This is a genomic window from Citrobacter sp. RHBSTW-00881, assembly GCF_013728515.1.
Classification (GTDB): domain Bacteria; phylum Pseudomonadota; class Gammaproteobacteria; order Enterobacterales; family Enterobacteriaceae; genus Citrobacter; species Citrobacter braakii.
In genome coordinates, this window is record NZ_CP056269.1 from 4,594,915 (window position 1) to 4,615,735 (window position 20,821).

Consider the following 20,821-nt stretch of genomic DNA (forward strand, 5'->3'; position numbering starts at 1 on the left):
GGCTTTTTATTTAACTTATGGATTAAATATCTGCATTTACGGTTTTCATATAGCTGGTTACTAAGTAATCAGTGACCAAAGATATATCTTTTGAAAGATTTTGCAGTTCATTCCATTTACGAATAACGGGCTGGCCATCAATGTCTGTTCCAAAGTTCCATACCCCGCTACTCCATGCGCAAAGTGGCTTAATTCGGTTTAACTCTTCGACAAAACGAGTATAGGAAGGGATCTCAGTCCAACCAGGTTCACCTTTATAGTCCTGATGTACATGATCGATTTCATCCATCAAGCTTCCAAGCGCAAGAATACCAACGCCATGTAACAAGCGGGAATAGCGAGGCTTTTTATCCCAGTCATCAGTAAACACGGTTTCCACAGCTGACCAGAAGTTGTTCAGCAGCTTCACCATCTTCCCTTCATCCCCCAACCCTGTCGCCGGATCACGGAAGCGATACAATGCTCCCTCACGAAGACTGGCATCAATCATTTTGATCATCGAGTTGTCAGCAATAACCCCATCAGGATTGGTCGCCGTTTTGATGCGCCCCGCAAGTGGACCTTCGCCGAAGTTCAGTCGTTGAGTCAGCAGTGAAGGAAACTTACGCATTTGCAGATCGGATGGCAGACGGCCGTGGGTATGCGGTGCCAGTTCGTATAACAACGTTTTGGGCAACGGTTTTGTGGAGTTAACCAGCATAAACTGTTCACGCTGTTCTTCTGCGTCATTAGCGATAAAAGCGGAGACCGGCATCATAAACGAGTCGATTTCCGCATCCCGCAAAGCAGCGGTACGTTGTTGACCATCCACAATAAACCCTGGCTTCTCAAAATCCTTATCTTCGGAGAAAGGTATCACCAGATGCCCCATGTCGCCATTATCTGTAAGCGGTTCAAAACGCACACGCTTATCAAAAGCGATAATCACCGGGTTTGGTATCATCGGATTTGCGCTCTCAATGTAGCGCTGAATTTCGCGAATATGGTTACGTACTTCTGGACGCTGATAACCAACCAAACTCTCTTCGCCGCGACGAATACGCGAAATCGCTGCAATTTTGCTGATCTGTTTACCTTCTATCGCAAGGCTATAGAGTTGCCTCTCCTCACCCTGTCGGATTCTCAGGGCGGGAACACGATATTCACTCATGACAGTTCCTCTGAGCGTAATGACAATGTGTGCTGTAAACGGTTGTACAACACCTGAATATTATGGAAACCGCGGCGACGGTTACGTTCTGCTCCGCGGAAAATGATGACGTTGATACCGATGGCCTGGCAAATATTGCACTGGCATTGTTTCCAGGGGCGTTCTCCCAGCGTGCGTTCATAATCCGCACGGATTTTGTCGGCCTCTTTTTCACCCGAATGCAGGCGTTCATAAGCCAGGACTGCATCAAGAGTCTTCTCAAGGGACAAAGCCCCTTTATCGTATTCGAACAGGGCATTCATGGCATCCTTTTCCAGATGCCGTGCAATATCCTGATCAATCACGCCAGATTTTATTTTGCGACTCAAACTTGGATTCGCATCAAACTGAGGGACACGCACAGCGGTATAGGCCGGGCCATCAAGCATATGGTAGTTATTTTTCCGATCTTTGAAAGCCTGCTGCAGAGGTGTAGTTGAGTCAATGCTGGTCACACCAAACTTGATAAAGTCGGCGAAACTCTCTGGACGGGCAATGCCAAGCAAGTGGACACGCGTATCACTTTTCAGCAACGGTTTAATCTCTTCGAGAGTCTCAAGGATCTGCGCCGTTTTCAACGGCACCATCCCCCCCATGGTGATATTTTTATATCCCATGGCCAGCAGAGCCTCTACAGACTGACGGTAGGAGGTTTTGCTCCATCCATGTGCAACGCCAAAGGCGGTGAAACAAGATCTTTGGGACTTGTTCAAAAACTCTTGAGCCAAGGTCAGCGTGATATCCTGGCGTCGGCGGCATTCAGCCAACACGTCACCACTGAATACTTCACCTGGCTTCTCATAGCCAAAGATGATGTGATCGAGAGAAACGCCATAGTTAAAGCGGGAAGTTTCGTAAAACTCAATTACCTCTTCCACACGGTATGGCGGGACGTCCTGGTTAACATAGGTGAAGGCTCCGCAATCACCCATAGTTTCCATATTTTCCGGCAGGCGGAAAAAGTGCTTCATTCCATTACGGAAGTAACGCAAACGCTGGGCACGAGTATATTTGCTCTCACCACCGCCAAGACCATCTACTACAGCTTTAGAAACCAGCATACCATCGTAAGGATGAGGAAAAACCTCATGCGGATAATGATCGTCACGTTGACGCACGCGATGTTCGTTACGCGTTTCGCGGAAGAAGTCGAAACTGGGATCGATAAAATCCTGACTATCAGGGAAAAAATACTTTAGCTTCGACAACTTACTCTCCTGTGATGCCACTGCAAAGCCTCAAAAAACGGGGGATTCTACCATGAAACCCAGGCAAGTAGAATTAAGGTTTAGCTTCCATCAGGGCCTTAAACTCAGCCCGGAAACGTTTTTCCTCAAATGAATTTCCCGCGTCGCGAAACTCTCGCAACGCATGTGTTGCACTGATACCAGGTTTTTGTTGCATAAGCTTTAAAATGAAAGACTTAACTTCCGCTGGGCTGCGGCGAATTCCTTTTTTTACTTCACGCTCAGGTAACTCCTTGAGTTCTTCTACTAACTTTTGAGATAACTCATTTAAATCATTAAGTTGTTTTGACGTAAATTCCTTCACAATGTATTTTGCCACACTGATATTAAGCATGAGCATATTGCATCTTAACCACTGAGCCATATTTTGGTTGGTTTTGAAAAGATATGCAGTCAACCTGCCATTGATTTTTTTGGAAGTGATAATAAGCAGTTGTTTTTTTGCATCAACCAGATACTCAAGACCATTAATAATATCCAGTTCAATTGCATTAATATAATCTGGAGAACCACAGATAATATAATAGTCTTTTTTTCTTTTTTTCATTAACTCTACAATAGATGTAGGATGCTTAGATTTAAAAATAGACCTATTGGTTATTTCTTTCCACCATGTTCTATGAAAACTTTTCCCTACATATTCTTGAGAATATAATGGTATTGATTCATCATATCCAACAGCAAAGGTCGCTTTATACGGTACTACATTGTCTTTGTGGTGAAGGAGGCCCAAGCCAGCAGAAAGCACCCATAAATCAATAGGATAATCATTTAAAATCACTTTAGCCGTCGCCCAGTGCCCACCTTTATAAAGATCCTCTACACATACTGTTGCAGATGTAGATATAGCTTCATTCAGAGCATTACACCAAGAATTTACGAGCACACTTGAAGAAATTCGGCCTGATGAAAATTGACTCAGGCTCAATATATCTCCGCAACCGAAGTGTTTTCCATTTGTACATGTAGTTATTAAGTTGATGTTGCTCACAATCGCCCCCCCCCGAATCGTGTTACACAAGCTACAGTAGAAAAAGGGGGATGACAAGAACGGAGTTATCTGTCCCTGAAAATTTTTTCAGGGACAGATGTTAGTGGGGAATATACTCGAAATACTCATCTTGAGAATGAGAACATCTGTGGCATCGTCTCAAAATGCCTTTTTCCTCAAGCGATAAACAAAAGCTTCGACATGACTCAAGAAGGACGTCAGGGCTTTCATTTTTATCTTTAGAAATCAACGCTCTAGCAAGAGTGTCATAACTAAAACCTCCAGTTGAGTGCGATACAATGCTCATCGCAAGTTGGGCATCGAAAGTTTTCATAGTGCACCTCAGAGTCGCCTGAATAATACAGTTATAAAAAAGTATTGATTATAGTTCAAGCCGGCTTTTCAAATTCACGCATAGCAAGCGCCAGGAATTATACTATTTACCAAAATCATAAGGGCTAACTTCCCTTGCCCGATTCGCATCCAAAAAATCAGCCCACCACTGCAGCATCAGTCGCCGCTCATCAAGATGCTCAGCCTTATGAATGTAAGCAGCACGTACTGAGTTACGTTCCATATGGCTCATTTGCCGTTCCACTGCGTCCCTTGACCACAATCCAGATTCGATCAATGAACTACAAGCCATTGTCCTGAAACCATGTCCGCAAACCTCTACCTTCGTGTCATAACCCATAACGCGCAGGGCCTTGTTCACCGTGTTTTCACTCATAGGTTTGCGATGGTCGTGATCGCCAATGAAAACAAAATCGCGATCGCCACTAAGTTTGTGAACGTGTTTAAGGATTGCTAACGCTTGTTGAGATAGCGGCACCAGATGAGGCGTACGCATTTTTGAGCCACGCTGGGAGTGTTTTACCCCTTCAATAGTTTCTCGCTCAGCTGGAATCGTCCACATTGATGTTTCAAAATCGATCTCAGACCACCGAGCAAAGCGCAATTCGCTGGAACGAATAAAGATCAATAACGTAAGTTCGACGGCCAAACGAGTCATAGGGCGACCTGTGTAACCATCAATTCTGCGGAGTAGTTCTGATAAGCGTTTCAGCTCAAGCGCTGGACGATGGACACGATTACTTGAAGCTACAGCCCCAGCCATTTCCTGGGCCGGATTGTAATCAATCAACCCACTTTGCACGGCGTACCGCATGATGGCTGTGGTTCGCTGCTGAAGGCGAGAAGCAACTTCAAGGCGGCCTGTTGCTTCGACAACTTTAATAGGTGCAAGCAGATCGCGAGTCTTCAGCTCTTCAATGCTACGCTTGCCAATAGTTGGAAACAGATTATCTTCTAGGCTCTTCAGCACCCGTCGGCTGTGTTCCTCAGACCATTTCTTGTTAGTTGCATGCCACTCTCGGGCAACAGACTCAAAGGTAATAGCCTCTTTCGCCTGTTCTTCTTTCACAGCACGTTTATGCTCGCGAGGATCGATTCCAGCAGCAACAAGCCTCCTTGCCTCTTCCCTCTTCTGCCTCGCATCGGCTAATGATGTTTCAGGATAAACACCAAATGCGATCAAGTGCTGCTTACCACCAAAGCGAAAGCGGAACCGCCAGTATTTTGAGCCGTTAGGATGAACCAGCAAAAACATGCCATCCCCATCGACAAGGGTGTACTCCTTTTCCTGCGGTTTTGCAGAACGCACTTTGATATCTGTCAGAGCCATAAAAGTTCTCCTTCCATGTGCCGCTGTGAGTATACAACCATTATCGAACCAGCATATATACTCGGTTCTATACTCACAAGCGACTTGATGTGGGTTGACTCAGATTGACTTCTGTTGAAAGGAAAATCGCGGAAAGCCTTGTGTGGCGCGGATTTCAGGCACAAAAAAAGACGTCCGTTGACGTCTATTGATGTTCCGATGGTGCCGAAGGCCGGACTCGAACCGGCACGTATTTCTACGGTTGATTTTGAATCAACTGCGTCTACCGATTTCGCCACTCCGGCACGGAAGGGATGCGGAAAACGTTGTGGATTATACCTGTCATGCGCCACCATGCAAGCACCAGCGTGTACCTGACTCGCTAAGTGTTGAAAATTTCAGCATTCCCTTTCTCACCTGCAACCATCGTCACAGTTTGCCCCCTTATTAATCCCCCCTTCTGCGAAGCGTCCCGTTTCCCCATGCTCTACACTTCCAGTTCAACACCACACTGAGGGAAACACGATGTCGATGATAAAAAGCTACGCCGCAAAAGCGGCGGGCAGCGAACTCGAACTCTATGAATATGATGCGGGCGAGCTTAAGCCGGAAGATGTCGAAGTCCTGGTCGATTACTGCGGTATCTGCCATTCCGATTTGTCGATGATCGACAACGAATGGGGGTTCTCTCAGTATCCGCTGGTGGCCGGGCATGAGGTGATTGGTCGCGTAGCGGCGCTCGGCAGCGCGGCGCAAGATAAAGGTCTGAAGGTTGGTCAGCGCGTCGGCATTGGCTGGACGGCGCGCAGCTGCGGGCACTGCGACGCCTGTATCAGCGGCAATCAGATTAACTGTCTCGAAGGTTCCGTTCCCACTATTCTCAATCGCGGTGGCTTTGCCGAGAAGCTGCGTGCCGACTGGCAGTGGGTGATCCCGCTGCCGGAAAGCATCGATCTGGCGGCGGCGGGTCCCTTGCTGTGCGGTGGTATCACGGTGTTCAAACCGCTGCTGATGCACCATATCACCGCCACCAGCCGCGTTGGGGTGATCGGCATCGGCGGCCTGGGGCATATCGCCATTAAGCTGTTACACACGATGGGGTGCGAAGTGACCGCGTTCAGCTCCAATCCGGCGAAAGAGCAGGAAGTGCTGGCGATGGGGGCGGATAAGGTGGTTAACAGCCGCGATCCGGATGCGCTAAAAGCGCTGGCGGGCCAGTTCGATCTCATTATTAACACGGTTAACGTCGATCTCGACTGGCAGCCTTATTTTGAAGCACTGGCCTACGGCGGTAACTTCCATACCGTCGGCGCGGTGCTGAAGCCGCTGCCGGTGCCAGCGTTCACCTTAATTGCCGGCGATCGCAGCATCTCCGGTTCGGCAACCGGTACGCCGTTCGAACTGCGCAAGCTGATGAAGTTTGCCGGGCGCAGCAAGGTGTCGCCCACCACCGAACTGTACCCGATGTCGCGAATTAACGAAGCTATCCAGCACGTGCGTGACGGCAAAGCCCGCTACCGCGTGGTGCTGAAAGCCGACTTCTGATGCAAGGCTCAGTCCCGCAAGGGGCTGAGCTTATTGCCTGTTACGAAACGCGAGCACCGCCTGGCGGCACTGTTCCGTCACATGCTCGATGTCATGGTTCACGTCGATGCGGGCAATATCACGTTCGTCCTCCTGCGGGCACTCCAGCGCATCGAACTGGCTTTTGAGTAATCCCACCGGCATAAAGTGGCCTGCCCGACGCTGCATGCGCGCCAGAATGGTCTCGTAATCGCCGTCCAGCCACAAAAAATGCACATTCGGACTGCCCTGCCGCAATATATCGCGATACTGTTTTTTTAATGACGAGCAGACAATAAACCCGGTCTCATTCTTTTTATATAAACTGTATGAAGCGTCATTTAATCGCGCTAACCACGGTAGTCGGTCTTCATCGGTTAATGGAATACCTTCAGACATTTTATCAATATTTTTGGCCGGATGGAGATCGTCACCATCAATGAATTTAGCCGATAATACTGCAGCAATTTTGCTGCCAATTAAAGATTTACCGCTACCCGAAACGCCCATCAAAATATAACATTCCCCGGCCATTGAAAAAACTCCAGATTCATATTCCATGGCGCGATACTACGCCTTCCACATTGCAGAATTCACCTTTTTTCGGCGTGGCTGAGCAGATTTATAAGGCGCATCACGTTATGCGTAACATTGTAGTGTAACAATTTTCCAGCGTGATCTTTATCACAAATAATAACAATCAAAACCGTTTAAATGCTGCCGAGGTTACTACCTGACCAGTGAGGCATTTATGCAAGTCAAAACACAATCCTGCGTTGTCGCGGGTAAGAAAACTGTTGCCATTACCGACCAAAATATTGAATGGAATAATAAAGGAACGCTGGTGCAAATTACCCGCGGTGGAATTTGTGGTTCCGACTTACATTATTATCAGGAAGGAAAAGTCGGTAATTTTACCGTTAAAGCACCGATGATTTTAGGCCATGAAGTTATTGGTAAAGTAGTGCACAGCGACTCAAAAGAATTACATGAAGGTCAGTCGGTGGCTATTAATCCGTCGAAGCCCTGTGGCCACTGTAAATACTGTCTGCAGCACGAAGAAAACCAGTGCACGGAAATGCGCTTTTTTGGCAGCGCCATGTATTTTCCCCACGTTGACGGCGGCTTTACCCGATTTAAAACCGTCGATACCGCGCAGTGCATCCCCTACCCCCAGCACGCCGATGAAAAAGTCATGGCCTTTGCCGAACCGCTGGCAGTCGCAATCCACGCCGCGCATGAAGCAGGAGACCTGCAGGGCAAACGCGTGTTTATCTCCGGCGTGGGGCCTATCGGCTGCCTGATCGTCAGCGCAGTGAAAACGCTCGGCGCAGCAGAAATTGTCTGTGCTGATATCAGCCCGCGCTCGCTGTCGCTGGCCCAGCAGATGGGTGCTGACACGCTGATTAACCCGCAGCAGGACTCGCTCGATGAGTGGAAAAAAGAAAAAGGCTACTTCGACGTCAGCTTCGAAGTCTCTGGTCATCCGTCCTCAATCACCACCTGCCTGGAGGTCACCCGCGCGAAAGGCGTGATGGTGCAGGTCGGCATGGGCGGTGCGGTGCCGGACTTCCCGATGATGATGCTGATCGGCAAAGAGATCGCGCTCAAAGGCTCGTTCCGCTTTACCACCGAGTTCAACACCGCGGTGTCGTGGCTGGCGAATAACGTTATCGATCCACTGCCGTTACTCAGCGCTGAATATCCATTTACCGAGCTTGAACAGGCGCTGATCTTTGCCGGGGATAAAACCCAGGCAGCGAAAGTCCAGCTCGTTTTTGCTGAAACAAAATAAGGAAGAACATAATGAACGATCTTTTTTCACTGGATGGCAAAAATATTCTGATCACCGGTTCGGCCCAGGGTATTGGTTATTTACTGGCGACCGGGCTGGGTAAATATGGCGCGCAGATTATCGTCAATGATATTACGCCGGAGCGCGCGGAGGCTGCCGTCGCTAAACTGCAACAGGAAGGGATCCGCGCCGTTGCCGCGCCCTTCAATGTTACGCAGAAACAGGACATTGATGCCGCCATCGACCATATCGAAAAAGACATTGGCCCAATCGATGTGCTGGTGAATAACGCCGGTATTCAGCGCCGCCATCCGTTTACCGAGTTCCCGGAGCAGGACTGGAACGATGTGATTGCCGTTAACCAGACGGCGGTGTTCCTGGTCTCGCAGGCAGTAACGCGTCGGATGGTGGAACGTCAGGCCGGGAAGGTCATCAACATCTGCTCCATGCAGAGCGAACTGGGCCGCGACACCATCACGCCGTATGCCGCCTCGAAAGGCGCGGTGAAAATGCTCACCCGCGGTATGTGCGTTGAGCTGGCGCGCCACAATATCCAGGTCAACGGTATCGCACCGGGCTACTTCAAAACCGAGATGACCAAAGCGCTGGTCGAGGATGAAGCCTTCACCGCCTGGCTGTGCAAACGTACGCCAGCCGCGCGCTGGGGCGATCCGCAGGAGCTGATTGGCGCAGCGGTCTTCCTCTCTTCCAAAGCATCCGATTTTGTTAACGGGCACCTGTTGTTTGTCGATGGCGGCATGCTGGTCGCCGTCTGATGCAACACAACGCAACATCACGCAGCGCCCAGGCGCTGCATTTTTGGCCACCCCTAAATAATTCGAGTTGCGGGACGGCGGCAAGTGAATGAACCCGATGAGCTTACTTGAGTAAGTGATTCGGGTGAGTGAGCGTAGCCAACACACCTGCAACTTGAAGTATGACGGGGATATAAGAGAAACGATTATGCCATTAATAATAATTGCGGCAGGCGTCGCGCTGCTCCTGGTCCTGATGATTGGTTTTAAAGTTAACGGCTTTATTGCTCTGGTCCTGGTGGCGGCGGTCGTCGGTTTTGCCGAAGGGATGGATGCCCAGGCCGTTTTGCACTCAATACAAAATGGGATCGGCGGGACGCTAGGCGGTCTGGCGATGATCCTTGGCTTCGGTGCAATGCTCGGTAAGCTGATTTCCGATACCGGCGCGGCTCAGCGCATCGCCACCACGCTGATTGGCACGTTTGGTAAGAAACGCGTGCAGTGGGCGCTGGTGATCACCGGTCTGGTGGTGGGTCTGGCGATGTTTTTCGAAGTCGGCTTTGTTCTGCTGCTGCCGCTGGTGTTTACGGTGGTGGCCTCTTCCGGCCTGCCGCTGCTATATGTTGGCGTCCCGATGGTAGCTGCGCTGTCCGTGACCCACTGTTTTCTGCCGCCGCATCCGGGGCCGACCGCGATTGCCACCATTTTCGAGGCTAATCTCGGCACCACCCTGCTGTACGGCTTTATTATTACTATCCCGACGGTGATTGTTGCCGGGCCGCTGTTTTCTAAGCTGCTGACCCGCTTTGAGAAAGCGCCGCCGGAAGGGTTATTCAACCCGCATCTGTTCACCGAAGAAGAGATGCCGTCGTTCTGGAACAGTATCTTTGCCGCAGTAATCCCGGTCATACTGATGGCGGTCGCCGCAGTGTGCGAAATCACGCTGCCGAAAACCAACAGCGTACGGGTGTTCTTTGAATTTATCGGTAACCCTGCGGTCGCGTTGTTTATCGCTATCGTGCTCGCCATTTTTACCCTTGGTCGACGTAACGGACGTACGATCGAGCAAATTATGGATATCATTGGCGACTCTATCGGTGCGATTGCGATGATTGTGTTTATCATCGCCGGGGGCGGCGCGTTTAAGCAGGTTCTGGTCGACAGCGGCGTCGGGCAATATATCTCGCACCTGATGACCGGCACGTCGCTTTCTCCGTTGCTGATGTGCTGGACGGTCGCCGCCTTGCTGCGTATCGCGCTCGGTTCAGCCACCGTGGCGGCGATCACCACCGCAGGCGTGGTGCTGCCGATTATCAACGTCACTCATGCCGACCCGGCGCTGATGGTGCTGGCTACCGGCGCGGGCAGCGTGATTGCCTCCCACGTTAACGATCCGGGATTCTGGCTGTTTAAAGGCTATTTTAATCTCAGCGTCGGGGAAACGTTGCGTACCTGGACGGTAATGGAGACGCTGATTTCCATTATGGGGCTGCTGGGGGTTCTGGCGCTGAACGCCATTCTGCATTAAGACGGTCATCACCGGGGAGCACAGATCCGCGCTCCCCGGCACTGGAGAGAAAATGAGGAACCACAGAATTTCTTTGCAAGACATCGCCACGCTGGCGGGCGTGACCAAAATGACGGTGAGCCGCTACATTCGCTCGCCAAAAAAGGTCGCAAAGGAAACCGGTGAACGCATCGCGCAGATTATGGAGGAGATTAATTACATCCCCAACCGCGCGCCCGCGATGCTGCTGAATGCGCAAAGCTATACGCTTGGCGTGCTGATCCCCTCGTTTCAAAACCAACTGTTCGCAGACATTCTGGCCGGCATTGAGTCGGTCACCTCGGATCATAACTATCAGACGCTGATCGCTAACTACAATTACGACCGGGAATCCGAGGAAGAGTCGGTGATCAATCTGCTGTCATACAATATCGACGGCATTATCCTGTCCGAGAAATATCACACCCTGCGCACGGTGAAGTTTCTGCGTTCAGCCAACATTCCGGTGGTGGAGCTGATGGATATTCAGGGCGATCGTCTGGACATGGAAGTAGGCTTCGATAACCGTCAGGCGGCGTTTGATATGGTCAGCACCATGCTGGATAAACGCCAGCGGCGCAAAATCCTCTATCTCGGTTCGAAAGACGACGTCCGCGATGAACAGCGCTATCGCGGCTATTGCGATGCCATGACGCGCCGGGATCTGGTGCCGCTGCGCGTCAATCCGCGTTCTATTTCGTCCATCCATCTCGGCACTCAGATGATGCGGGACGCGCTCGCCGCGCATCCGGATTTAGACGGCGTTTTTTGCACCAACGACGATATTGCGATGGGCGCGCTGCTGCTGTGCCGCGAGCGCGATCTGGCCGTTCCGGAACAGATCTCGATTGCCGGTTTCCACGGGCTGGAAATGGGCAGGCAGATGATCCCAAGCCTCGCCAGCGTGATCACCCCGCGTTTTGACATTGGCCGCATGGCAGCGCAGATGTTGCTGAGCAAAATCAAGAACAACGACCATAACCACAACACCGTGGATTTGGGGTACCAGATTTATCACGGCAATACGCTTTAAGTCATTTTCTCTGACCATCGCATACTCTCTTTGATGGACATTGCCTATACTCCAGGCAAGATAAATGGAGGAAATCTCAATGAGCACACCCCTGCTAATTGCCCGCACGCCGGACACCGAACTGTTTTTACTGCCAGGCATGGCCAACCGTCACGGACTGATTACCGGCGCGACCGGGACCGGTAAAACCGTCACGCTACAGAAGCTGGCCGAATCGCTGTCTGAAATTGGCGTACCGGTATTTATGGCCGATGTGAAAGGCGACTTAACCGGCGTGGCCGAGGAAGGGCAGGCCTCTGAAAAGCTGCTCGCCCGCCTGAAAAATATCGGCATTACCGACTGGCAACCGCATGCTAATCCGGTCACGGTGTGGGATATCTTCGGCGAAAAAGGCCACCCCGTGCGGGCCACGGTATCTGACCTCGGCCCGCTGCTGCTGGCCCGTTTGTTGAACCTCAACGACGTGCAGTCCGGCGTGCTGGATATTATCTTCCGCATTGCTGATGACCAGGGTCTGCTGCTGCTCGATTTCAAAGACCTGCGAGCCATTACCCAGTACATCGGCGATAACGCCAAATCCTTCCAGAATCAGTATGGCAATATCAGCAGCGCCTCGGTCGGGGCAATTCAGCGTGGACTGCTGTCGCTGGAGCAACAGGGGGCGGCGCACTTCTTTGGCGAACCGATGCTGGACATCAAAGACTGGATGCGAACTGACGCCAGCGGCAAAGGGATGATCAACATCCTCAGCGCAGAGAAGCTCTACCAGATGCCCAAACTGTACGCCGCCAGCCTGCTGTGGATGCTCTCAGAACTGTACGAACAGCTGCCGGAAGCAGGCGATCTGGAGAAGCCAAAACTGGTGTTCTTCTTCGATGAAGCTCACCTGCTGTTCAACGACGCTCCGCAGGTGCTGCTGGATAAAATCGAACAGGTGATCCGCCTGATTCGCTCGAAAGGGGTCGGCGTGTGGTTCGTCTCGCAAAACCCGTCAGATATTCCGGACAACGTGCTCGGTCAGTTGGGGAACCGCGTGCAGCACGCCCTGCGCGCGTTCACACCGAAGGACCAGAAAGCGGTGAAAACCGCCGCGCAAACCATGCGCGCCAACCCGGCATTTGATACCGAAAAAGCCATTCAGGAACTGGGAACCGGCGAGGCGCTGGTGTCGTTTCTGGACGCCAAAGGCAGCCCGTCGGTGGTTGAACGAGCAATGGTGATTGCGCCGTGCTCGCGGATGGGACCAGTGACGGATGACGAGCGTAACGGGCTGATTAATCACTCCTCGCTGTACGGTAAATATGAAGAACAGATCGACCGCGAGTCCGCCTATGAGCGTTTACAGCAAGGCGTGCAGGCCAGCACCGAGCAGCAAAATACACCTCCCGCCAACGGTAAAGCGATCGATGTGGACGGCGGTATTCTCGGTGGATTGAAGGATATTCTGTTTGGCAGCACCGGACCGCGCGGCGGCAAGCGCGATGGCGTGGTACAGAGCGTGGCGAAGAGCGCGGCGCGACAGGTCACCAATCAGATAATCCGCGGCATGTTGGGGAGTTTGATGGGCGGGAGAAAACGCTAGCAAGAAGGCGCCCCTCCCGCACAGCGGGAGGGGCGAATATCAGGACTTACGCAGCATCAGCCACAGGCTTATCAGGAAGAAGCTGGCGCTTGGCAGCAACGCGCCGATAATCGGCGGAATGCCGTACACCAGCGTCAGCGGGCCAAAGATTTGGTCCAGCACATAGAACACAAAGCCGAAGCTAATCCCTGTCACCACGCGCACGCCCATCGGGACGCTACGCAGCGGACCAAAGATAAACGACAGCGCCATCAGCATCATTACCGCCACAGACAGCGGCTGGAAGACTTTGCTCCACATATTGAGCTGGTAGCGTCCGGCGTCCTGGCCGCTCGACTTCAGGTACTTCACGTAGTTATGCAGACCACTAATCGAGAGCGCATCAGGATCCAACGCCACGACGCCGAGCTTGTCGGGTGTAAGGTTGGTTTTCCAGGTGCCGCTCACCGTCTGCGAGCCGGTGATTTGCTTCGGATCGGTCAGGTTGGATTCATCCACCTGCGACAAACGCCAGACCTTCTGCTCCGGGTCAAACGTCGCGCTTGCGGCATAACGGACGGACTGCAAACGGCGCTTGTCGTTAAAGGAGTAGATGCTAATTCCGCCTAACTCGGCGTCACCTTTCACCCGCTCAATGTAGACAAAGCTGTCGCCATCTTTCGCCCACAAACCTTGCTGGGTAGAGAGCAGCGAGCCGCCGTACATCTGCTGCGCGCGGTAGTTACGCGCCATCTGTTCGCCCTGCGGCGCCACCCATTCGCCGATGGCCATCGTCAGCAACACCAGCGGAATCGCGGTTTTCATCACCGACAACGCCACCTGCATACGGGTAAAGCCAGAAGCCTGCATGACCACCAGTTCACTGCGCTGCGCCAGCATGCCCAGCCCCAGCAAAGCACCCAGCAGCGCCGCCATCGGGAAGAAGATCTGGATATCTTTCGGCGCGCTGAGCAGGGTATACAGCCCGGCGCCCATCGCATCGTAGCTCCCCTGCCCGGCTTTTTTCAGCTGGTCGACAAACTTGATGATCCCGGAGAGCGACACCAGCATGAACAACGTCATCATGATGGTGGTGAAAATGGTTTTACCGATATAGCGGTCAAGTACACCAAAAGGCTGCATTATACCGCTCCTTTACGCATAAAACGGGCACGTAAGCGGCGCATCGGCACCGTATCCCAGAGGTTAAGCACAATCGCCAGCGCCAGATACGCCAGGTTAACCGTCCACATCCAGAACACCGGATCCAGCTTACCTTTGCCGCCGTTCGACTTCAGCGATGTCTGAACCAGGAAGAACAGCAAATAAAGCAGCATTGCTGGCAGCATGGACAGTACGCGACCCTGACGCGGGTTCACCACGCTCAGCGGTACAACCATCAGCGCCATCATAAATACGGTGAATACTAACGTGATACGCCAGGTCAGCTCCGCACGGGCGCGATCGGTGTCGGTCGTCCATAGCGTACGCATGGTCATCTGGTCGGTATCGTTTGGATCCAGCGCCACGGCCTGATGACCGATAATCGCCTGATAATTCTGGAAGTCGGTAATGCGGAAATCGCGCAGCAGCGCGGTCCCTTCAAAACGCGTCCCCTGGTTCAGCGTCACGACCTGAGAGCCATCGCGCAATTGGGTAAGATGACCGGAGTCCGCTACCACCACCGAAGGACGGGCGTTACCTTTCGGGCGGATTTGCGCGAGGAACACATCGTTGAAGTTACTGCCGTCAACGCTTTCGATAAACAGCACCGAGCCGCCGTTAGTCGCCTGCTGGAATTGCCCCTGAGCAAGCGCCGCCATACCGGGGTTCGCTTTCGCCTCCGCCAGGACTTCGTCCTGATGTCTGGAGGACCACGGTCCGGCCCACATCACGTTGACCGCCGCAATAATACTGGTAAACAGCGCCAGCACCATCGCCGCTTTTACTAAGACAGCCTTGCTCAGCCCGCAGGCGTGCATGACCGTAATTTCACTTTCGGTATACAGTTTGCCCAGCGTCATCAGCAGCCCGAGGAACAGGCTTAATGGCAAGATAAGTTGCGCCATTTCTGGCACGCCCAGCCCCAGCAGCGAGAGCACCAGATTCGCCGGGATATCACCGTCAACCGCCGCACCAAGGATCCTGACTAACTTTTGACAAAAGAAGATCAAAAGCAGGATGAATAGGATCGCAAGTTGGCTTTTGAGCGTTTCCCGAACCAGATATCTTATGATTATCACTTTAAATACGCCCGTAAAAACCCGTCTTTTGCCGGAATTTAGCTTGTTTCATGGCTTAAACGTCATTTATTCTCTTGAGTCGTCGAAATCGTCGCTAAGATCATTATACTCAACGGATCCACCTCTCAGAAATTGTTCTGACGTGCCAATGCCGTAATAACGTTAAGATTAACACGAAGTCACCGCAACAGCGGGTATGAGTTACGAAAGCTTGCAATTCTATCCGTAGCCACCGCCGTTGTCTTTAAGATTCAGGAGCGTAGTGCATGGAGTTCAGTGTAAAAAGCGGTAGCCCGGAGAAACAGCGGAGTGCGTGCATCGTCGTGGGTGTCTTTGAACCACGCCGTCTCTCTCCGATTGCAGAGCAGCTCGACAAGATCAGCGACGGGTACATCAGCGCACTGCTGCGTCGTGGCGAACTGGAAGGCAAACCAGGTCAAACCCTGTTGCTGCACCATGTTCCTAACGTTCTGTCTGAGCGAATTCTCCTCATTGGTTGTGGCAAAGAGCGCGAGCTTGATGAGCGCCAGTACAAGCAGGTCATTCAGAAAACCATCAATACGCTGAATGATACTGGCTCAATGGAAGCCGTCTGCTTCCTGACTGAGCTGCACGTCAAAGGGCGCAATAACTACTGGAAAGTGCGTCAGGCCGTTGAGACAGCACAGGAAACGCTGTACAGCTTTGATCAACTGAAGACCAACAAAAGCGAGCCGCGTCGTCCGCTGCGTAAAATGGTCTTCAACGTACCGACCCGCCGGGAACTAACCAGCGGTGAGCGTGCGATCCAGCACGGTCTGGCGATCGCCGCCGGCATTAAAGCGGCAAAAGATCTCGGCAACATGCCGCCGAACATCTGTAACGCCGCTTACCTTGCTTCTCAGGCGCGCCAGCTGGCAGACAGCTACAGCAAAAATGTTGTAACCCGCGTGATCGGCGAGCAGCAGATGAAAGAGCTGGGCATGCACTCTTATCTGGCCGTCGGTCACGGCTCGCAGAATGAGTCGCTGATGTCGGTCATCGAGTACAAAGGCAATCCGTCCGAAGACGCGCGTCCGATCGTGCTGGTCGGTAAAGGGTTAACCTTTGACTCTGGCGGTATCTCCATCAAACCTGCCGAAGGCATGGATGAGATGAAATACGACATGTGCGGCGCGGCAGCGGTATATGGCGTGATGCGCATGGTGGCCGAGCTTCAGCTGCCAATCAACGTCGTCGGCGTGCTGGCAGGCTGCGAAAACATGCCAGGTGGCCGCGCGTATCGCCCAGGCGACGTGCTGACCACCATGTCTGGTCAGACCGTTGAAGTACTCAATACCGATGCCGAAGGCCGTCTGGTCCTGTGCGACGTATTAACCTACGTCGAGCGCTTTGAGCCAGAAGCGGTGATTGACGTCGCAACCCTGACCGGCGCGTGCGTGATTGCGCTGGGCCATCACATCACCGGACTGATGTCGAACCACAACCCGCTGGCGCATGAGCTGATCGGTGCGTCCGAACAGGCTGGCGACCGCGCGTGGCGTTTACCTCTGGGTGATGAGTACCAGGAGCAGCTAGAGTCCAACTTTGCGGATATGGCGAACATCGGCGGACGTCCTGGCGGCGCCATTACCGCGGGCTGCTTCCTGTCACGCTTTACCCGTAAGTACAACTGGGCGCACCTCGATATCGCCGGTACCGCATGGCGTTCAGGGAAAGCCAAAGGCGCAACCGGTCGTCCGGTGGCGCTGCTGTCGCAGTTCCTGCTCAATCGTGCCGGTTTTAACGGCGAAGAGTAAGGCGGTAAGCACAAGCAATAAGACCCGTAGGCCGGATAAGCGCAACGCCATCCGGCCTACGGTTGTGCATCATGGCAACGCATTTAAATTCACCAGAAGAAGCCCCATATATGAGAAACGCAACTTTCTATCTTCTGGACAATGACACGCAACACGATGGCTTAAGCGCCGTCGAGCAGTTGGTGTGTGAAATTGCCGCAGAACGTTGGCGTGCTGGCAAGCGCGTGCTGATCGCCTGCGAAAACGAAAAGCAGGCTCTTCGACTGGATGAAGCCCTGTGGGCAAGACCGGCAGAAAGCTTTGTTCCGCATAATCTGGCAGGTGAAGGCCCCAGAGGCGGCGCACCGGTAGAGATTGCCTGGCCGGAGAAACGCAACAGCAGCCCGCGCGACCTGCTTATCAGTTTGCGCGTTGGCTTTGCAGATTTTGCCACCGCTTTCACAGAAGTGATAGACTTCGTTCCTTACGAAGATTCTTTGAAACAATCGGCACGCGATCGCTACAAAGCTTACCGCGTGGCTGGTTTTAACCTGAATACGGCAACCTGGAAATAATGGAAAAGACATACAACCCACAAGATATCGAACAGCCGCTTTACGAGCACTGGGAAAAGCAGGGCTATTTCAAACCTAACGGCGATGAAAGCAAAGAGTCCTTCTGCATCATGATCCCGCCGCCGAACGTCACCGGCAGTTTGCATATGGGTCATGCTTTCCAGCAAACCATCATGGATACCATGATCCGCTACCAGCGCATGCAGGGTAAAAACACCCTGTGGCAGGCCGGTACCGATCACGCGGGTATCGCAACCCAGATGGTGGTTGAGCGTAAGATTGCCGCTGAAGAAGGTAAAACCCGCCACGACTACGGTCGCGAAGCGTTTATCGACAAAATCTGGCAGTGGAAAGCGGAATCCGGCGGCACCATCACCCGCCAGATGCGCCGTCTCGGCAACTCCGTTGACTGGGAGCGCGAGCGCTTCACTATGGACGAAGGTCTTTCCAATGCCGTGAAAGAAGTCTTCGTTCGCCTGTACAAAGAAGACCTGATTTACCGTGGCAAGCGCCTGGTGAACTGGGACCCGAAACTGCGCACCGCAATTTCCGACCTGGAAGTGGAAAACCGCGAGTCGAAAGGCTCAATGTGGCACATCCGCTATCCGCTGGCTGACGGCGCGAAAACCGCTGATGGTAAAGATTACCTGGTCGTCGCCACCACCCGTCCGGAAACCGTACTGGGCGATACCGGCGTGGCCGTCAACCCGGAAGATCCGCGTTATAAAGATCTGATTGGCAAGTTTGTTGTTCTGCCGCTGGTTAACCGCCGCATTCCCATCGTCGGCGATGAACACGCTGATATGGAAAAAGGCACCGGCTGCGTGAAGATCACCCCGGCGCACGACTTTAACGACTACGAAGTCGGGAAACGTCACGGCCTGCCGATGATCAATATTCTGACCTTTGACGGCGACATCCGTGAAACCGCGGAAGTGTACGACACCAAAGGCGAAGAGTCCGACGTTTATTCCAATGAAATCCCGGCTGAGTTCCAGAAGCTGGAGCGCTTTGCCGCGCGTAAAGCGGTGGTTGCCGCCGTTGATGCGCTGGGCCTGCTGGAAGAAATTAAACCGCACGACCTGACCGTGCCTTACGGCGACCGTGGCGGCGTGGTTATTGAACCGATGCTGACCGACCAGTGGTACGTCCGTGCCGACGTGCTGGCGAAACCGGCGGTTGAAGCGGTTGAGAACGGCGACATTCAGTTCGTACCGAAGCAGTACGAAAACATGTACTTCTCCTGGATGCGCGATATTCAGGACTGGTGTATTTCCCGTCAGCTGTGGTGGGGTCACCGTATCCCGGCATGGTATGACAACGACGGCAACGTCTACGTTGGCCGTACCGAAGACGAAGTACGTCAGGAAAACAACCTCGGTGCCGACGTTCAGCTTCGCCAGGACGAAGACGTTCTCGATACCTGGTTCTCCTCCGCACTGTGGACCTTCTCTACCCTGGGCTGGCCGGAAAACACCGACGCGCTGCGTCAGTTCCACCCAACCAGCGTGATGGTTTCCGGTTTCGACATCATCTTCTTCTGGATTGCCCGCATGATCATGATGACCATGCACTTCATCAAAGATGAAAACGGCAAGCCGCAGGTGCCGTTTAAGACCGTCTACATGACCGGTCTGATCCGCGACGACGAAGGCCAGAAGATGTCCAAATCCAAGGGCAACGTCATTGACCCGCTGGATATGGTCGACGGTATCTCCCTGGCAGAACTGCTGGAGAAACGTACCGGCAACATGATGCAGCCGCAGCTGGCCGAGAAGATTGCCAAGCGTACCGAGAAGCAGTTCCCGGACGGCATCGAGCCGCACGGCACCGACGCACTGCGCTTCACCCTGGCGGCGCTGGCCTCTACCGGTCGCGACATCAACTGGGATATGAAGCGTCTGGAAGGTTATCGTAACTTCTGTAACAAGCTGTGGAACGCCAGCCGCTTCGTGCTGATGAACACCGAAGACCAGGATTGCGGCTTCAACGGCGGCGAAATGACCCTGTCGCTGGCGGATCGCTGGATCCTTGCTGAATTCAACCAGACCATCAAAGCGTACCGCGAAGCGCTGGACAACTTCCGCTTCGACATCGCCGCGGGCATTCTGTACGAATTCACCTGGAACCAGTTCTGCGACTGGTATCTGGAGCTGACCAAGCCGGTAATGAACGGCGGTTCCGAATCTGAACTGCGCGGCACCCGCAATACGCTGGTCACCGTTCTGGAAGGTCTGCTGCGCCTGGCACATCCGATCATCCCGTTCATCACCGAGACCATCTGGCAGCGCGTGAAGGTGATTTCCGGTATTACCGCCGACACCATCATGCTGCAGCCGTTCCCGGAATATAACGCCGCACAGGTTGATGAAGCCGCGCTGGCTGATACCGAATGGCTGAAACAGGCGATCGTTGCCGTACGTAACATCCGTGCGGAAATGAACATCGCCCCAGGTAAACCGCTCGAACTGCTGCTGCGCGGTTGCAGCGCTGATGCGATGCGCCGTGTCAACGATAACCGCAGCTTCCTGCTGAACCTGGCGCGTCTGGAAAGCATCACCGTGCTGCCAGCCGATGACAAAGGTCCGGTCTCCGTGACCAAAATCATCGACGGCGCCGAGTTGCTGATCCCGATGGCTGGCCTCATCAATAAAGAAGATGAGCTGGCGCGTCTGGCGAAAGAAGTGGCGAAAATCGAAGGTGAGATTGCCCGTATCGAAGGCAAACTTTCCAACGAAGGTTTCGTTGCTCGCGCACCGGAAGCTGTTATCGCCAAAGAGCGTGAGAAGCTGGACGGTTATGCGGAAGCGAAAGCGAAGCTGATTGAGCAGCAGGCGGTCATCGCCGCGCTGTAAAGCTGTTTGTCGGATAAGCGTATCGCATCCAACACCGCAGACGATAAA

General features: G+C 53.0%; 17 protein-coding genes and 1 tRNA gene. 9 read left to right on the top strand and 9 right to left on the bottom strand.

The window, feature by feature from the left end; all coding sequences use genetic code 11:
- Nucleotides 1–22: 22 nt before the first annotated feature.
- The 5 genes from dbpB to HV311_RS22160 all read right to left on the bottom strand — a co-directional run bounded on the left by dbpB (nt 23) and on the right by HV311_RS22160 (nt 5,395).
- A complete protein-coding gene (dbpB, locus tag HV311_RS22140; RefSeq protein WP_032175787.1) occupies nt 23–1,150 on the bottom strand; it encodes a DGQHR domain-containing protein DpdB in 1,128 nt (375 codons plus the stop codon).
- Nucleotides 1,147–2,397, bottom strand: a complete 1,251-nt coding sequence (gene dpdA, locus HV311_RS22145; RefSeq protein ID WP_191220477.1) for a tRNA-guanine transglycosylase DpdA — start codon at nt 2,395–2,397, stop codon at nt 1,147–1,149. The genes dbpB and dpdA overlap by 4 nt, the downstream gene beginning before the upstream one ends.
- 73 nt (nt 2,398–2,470) lie before the next feature.
- A complete protein-coding gene (locus HV311_RS22150) occupies nt 2,471–3,322 on the bottom strand; it encodes a hypothetical protein (protein ID WP_050487632.1) in 852 nt (283 codons plus the stop codon).
- A gap of 541 nt (nt 3,323–3,863) precedes the next feature.
- Nucleotides 3,864–5,111, bottom strand: a complete 1,248-nt coding sequence (locus HV311_RS22155; RefSeq protein WP_032175785.1) for a tyrosine-type recombinase/integrase — start codon at nt 5,109–5,111, stop codon at nt 3,864–3,866.
- 199 nt (nt 5,112–5,310) lie between these two features.
- Nucleotides 5,311–5,395: transfer RNA gene (locus HV311_RS22160), tRNA-Leu, on the bottom strand.
- A gap of 220 nt (nt 5,396–5,615) precedes the next feature.
- Between HV311_RS22160 and ahr the strand changes: the two genes are divergently transcribed.
- Nucleotides 5,616–6,635 (top strand): NADPH-dependent aldehyde reductase Ahr, encoded by a 1,020-nt coding sequence (ahr, locus tag HV311_RS22165; RefSeq protein WP_191220478.1) that lies wholly within the window; start codon nt 5,616–5,618, stop codon nt 6,633–6,635.
- A gap of 30 nt (nt 6,636–6,665) precedes the next feature.
- Here the strand turns inward: ahr and idnK are convergent, their stop codons facing one another.
- Complete coding sequence (idnK, locus tag HV311_RS22170) at nt 6,666–7,187, bottom strand: gluconokinase (protein WP_191220479.1); 522 nt, start codon at nt 7,185–7,187, stop codon at nt 6,666–6,668.
- A 217-nt stretch (nt 7,188–7,404) separates the two neighbouring features.
- Between idnK and idnD the strand changes: the two genes are divergently transcribed.
- The 5 genes from idnD (at nt 7,405) to HV311_RS22195 (ending at nt 13,364) form a co-directional block, all read left to right on the top strand.
- On the top strand, nt 7,405–8,448 hold the full coding sequence (gene idnD / locus HV311_RS22175; RefSeq protein WP_016155582.1) for an L-idonate 5-dehydrogenase: 1,044 nt from the start codon (nt 7,405–7,407) through the stop codon (nt 8,446–8,448).
- An 11-nt stretch (nt 8,449–8,459) separates the two neighbouring features.
- Entirely contained in the window at nt 8,460–9,224 is a 765-nt protein-coding gene (gene idnO, locus HV311_RS22180) for a gluconate 5-dehydrogenase (protein WP_016151510.1), read from the top strand.
- A gap of 187 nt (nt 9,225–9,411) precedes the next feature.
- Nucleotides 9,412–10,731: a gnt-II system L-idonate transporter gene (gene idnT, locus HV311_RS22185; RefSeq protein WP_016155581.1), complete on the top strand. Its 1,320-nt coding sequence runs from the start codon at nt 9,412–9,414 to the stop codon at nt 10,729–10,731.
- Nucleotides 10,732–10,783: 52 nt separating this feature from the next.
- Complete coding sequence (gene idnR, locus HV311_RS22190) at nt 10,784–11,782, top strand: DNA-binding transcriptional regulator IdnR (RefSeq protein ID WP_016151508.1); 999 nt, start codon at nt 10,784–10,786, stop codon at nt 11,780–11,782.
- Between the two features lie 79 nt (nt 11,783–11,861).
- Nucleotides 11,862–13,364 carry a helicase HerA-like C-terminal domain-containing protein gene (locus tag HV311_RS22195; RefSeq protein WP_046275851.1) on the top strand — a complete coding sequence of 501 codons (1,503 nt, stop codon included), beginning with the start codon at nt 11,862–11,864 and terminating at the stop codon, nt 13,362–13,364.
- A 39-nt stretch (nt 13,365–13,403) separates the two neighbouring features.
- Here HV311_RS22195 and lptG read toward each other — a convergent pair whose 3' ends face one another.
- The 3 genes from lptG to HV311_RS27895 form a co-directional block, all read right to left on the bottom strand.
- Nucleotides 13,404–14,486 carry an LPS export ABC transporter permease LptG gene (gene lptG, locus HV311_RS22200; protein WP_008786067.1) on the bottom strand — a complete coding sequence of 361 codons (1,083 nt, stop codon included), beginning with the start codon at nt 14,484–14,486 and terminating at the stop codon, nt 13,404–13,406.
- Nucleotides 14,486–15,586: an LPS export ABC transporter permease LptF gene (lptF, locus tag HV311_RS22205; RefSeq protein WP_016151506.1), complete on the bottom strand. Its 1,101-nt coding sequence runs from the start codon at nt 15,584–15,586 to the stop codon at nt 14,486–14,488. The genes lptG and lptF overlap by 1 nt, the downstream gene beginning before the upstream one ends.
- A gap of 62 nt (nt 15,587–15,648) precedes the next feature.
- Nucleotides 15,649–15,699 carry a hypothetical protein gene (locus HV311_RS27895; protein ID WP_212723231.1) on the bottom strand — a complete coding sequence of 17 codons (51 nt, stop codon included), beginning with the start codon at nt 15,697–15,699 and terminating at the stop codon, nt 15,649–15,651.
- Nucleotides 15,700–15,852: 153 nt separating this feature from the next.
- Between HV311_RS27895 and pepA the strand changes: the two genes are divergently transcribed.
- The 3 genes from pepA (at nt 15,853) to HV311_RS22220 (ending at nt 20,773) form a co-directional block, all read left to right on the top strand.
- On the top strand, nt 15,853–17,364 hold the full coding sequence (pepA, locus tag HV311_RS22210) for a leucyl aminopeptidase (RefSeq protein WP_003025870.1): 1,512 nt from the start codon (nt 15,853–15,855) through the stop codon (nt 17,362–17,364).
- A gap of 110 nt (nt 17,365–17,474) precedes the next feature.
- The gene (gene holC, locus HV311_RS22215) at nt 17,475–17,918 is read left to right on the top strand and encodes a DNA polymerase III subunit chi (RefSeq protein WP_016151505.1); all 444 of its coding nucleotides are present in this window, start codon (nt 17,475–17,477) and stop codon (nt 17,916–17,918) included.
- Nucleotides 17,918–20,773 carry a valine--tRNA ligase gene (locus HV311_RS22220; RefSeq protein WP_016151504.1) on the top strand — a complete coding sequence of 952 codons (2,856 nt, stop codon included), beginning with the start codon at nt 17,918–17,920 and terminating at the stop codon, nt 20,771–20,773. The genes holC and HV311_RS22220 overlap by 1 nt, the downstream gene beginning before the upstream one ends.
- Nucleotides 20,774–20,821: the final 48 nt, after the last annotated feature.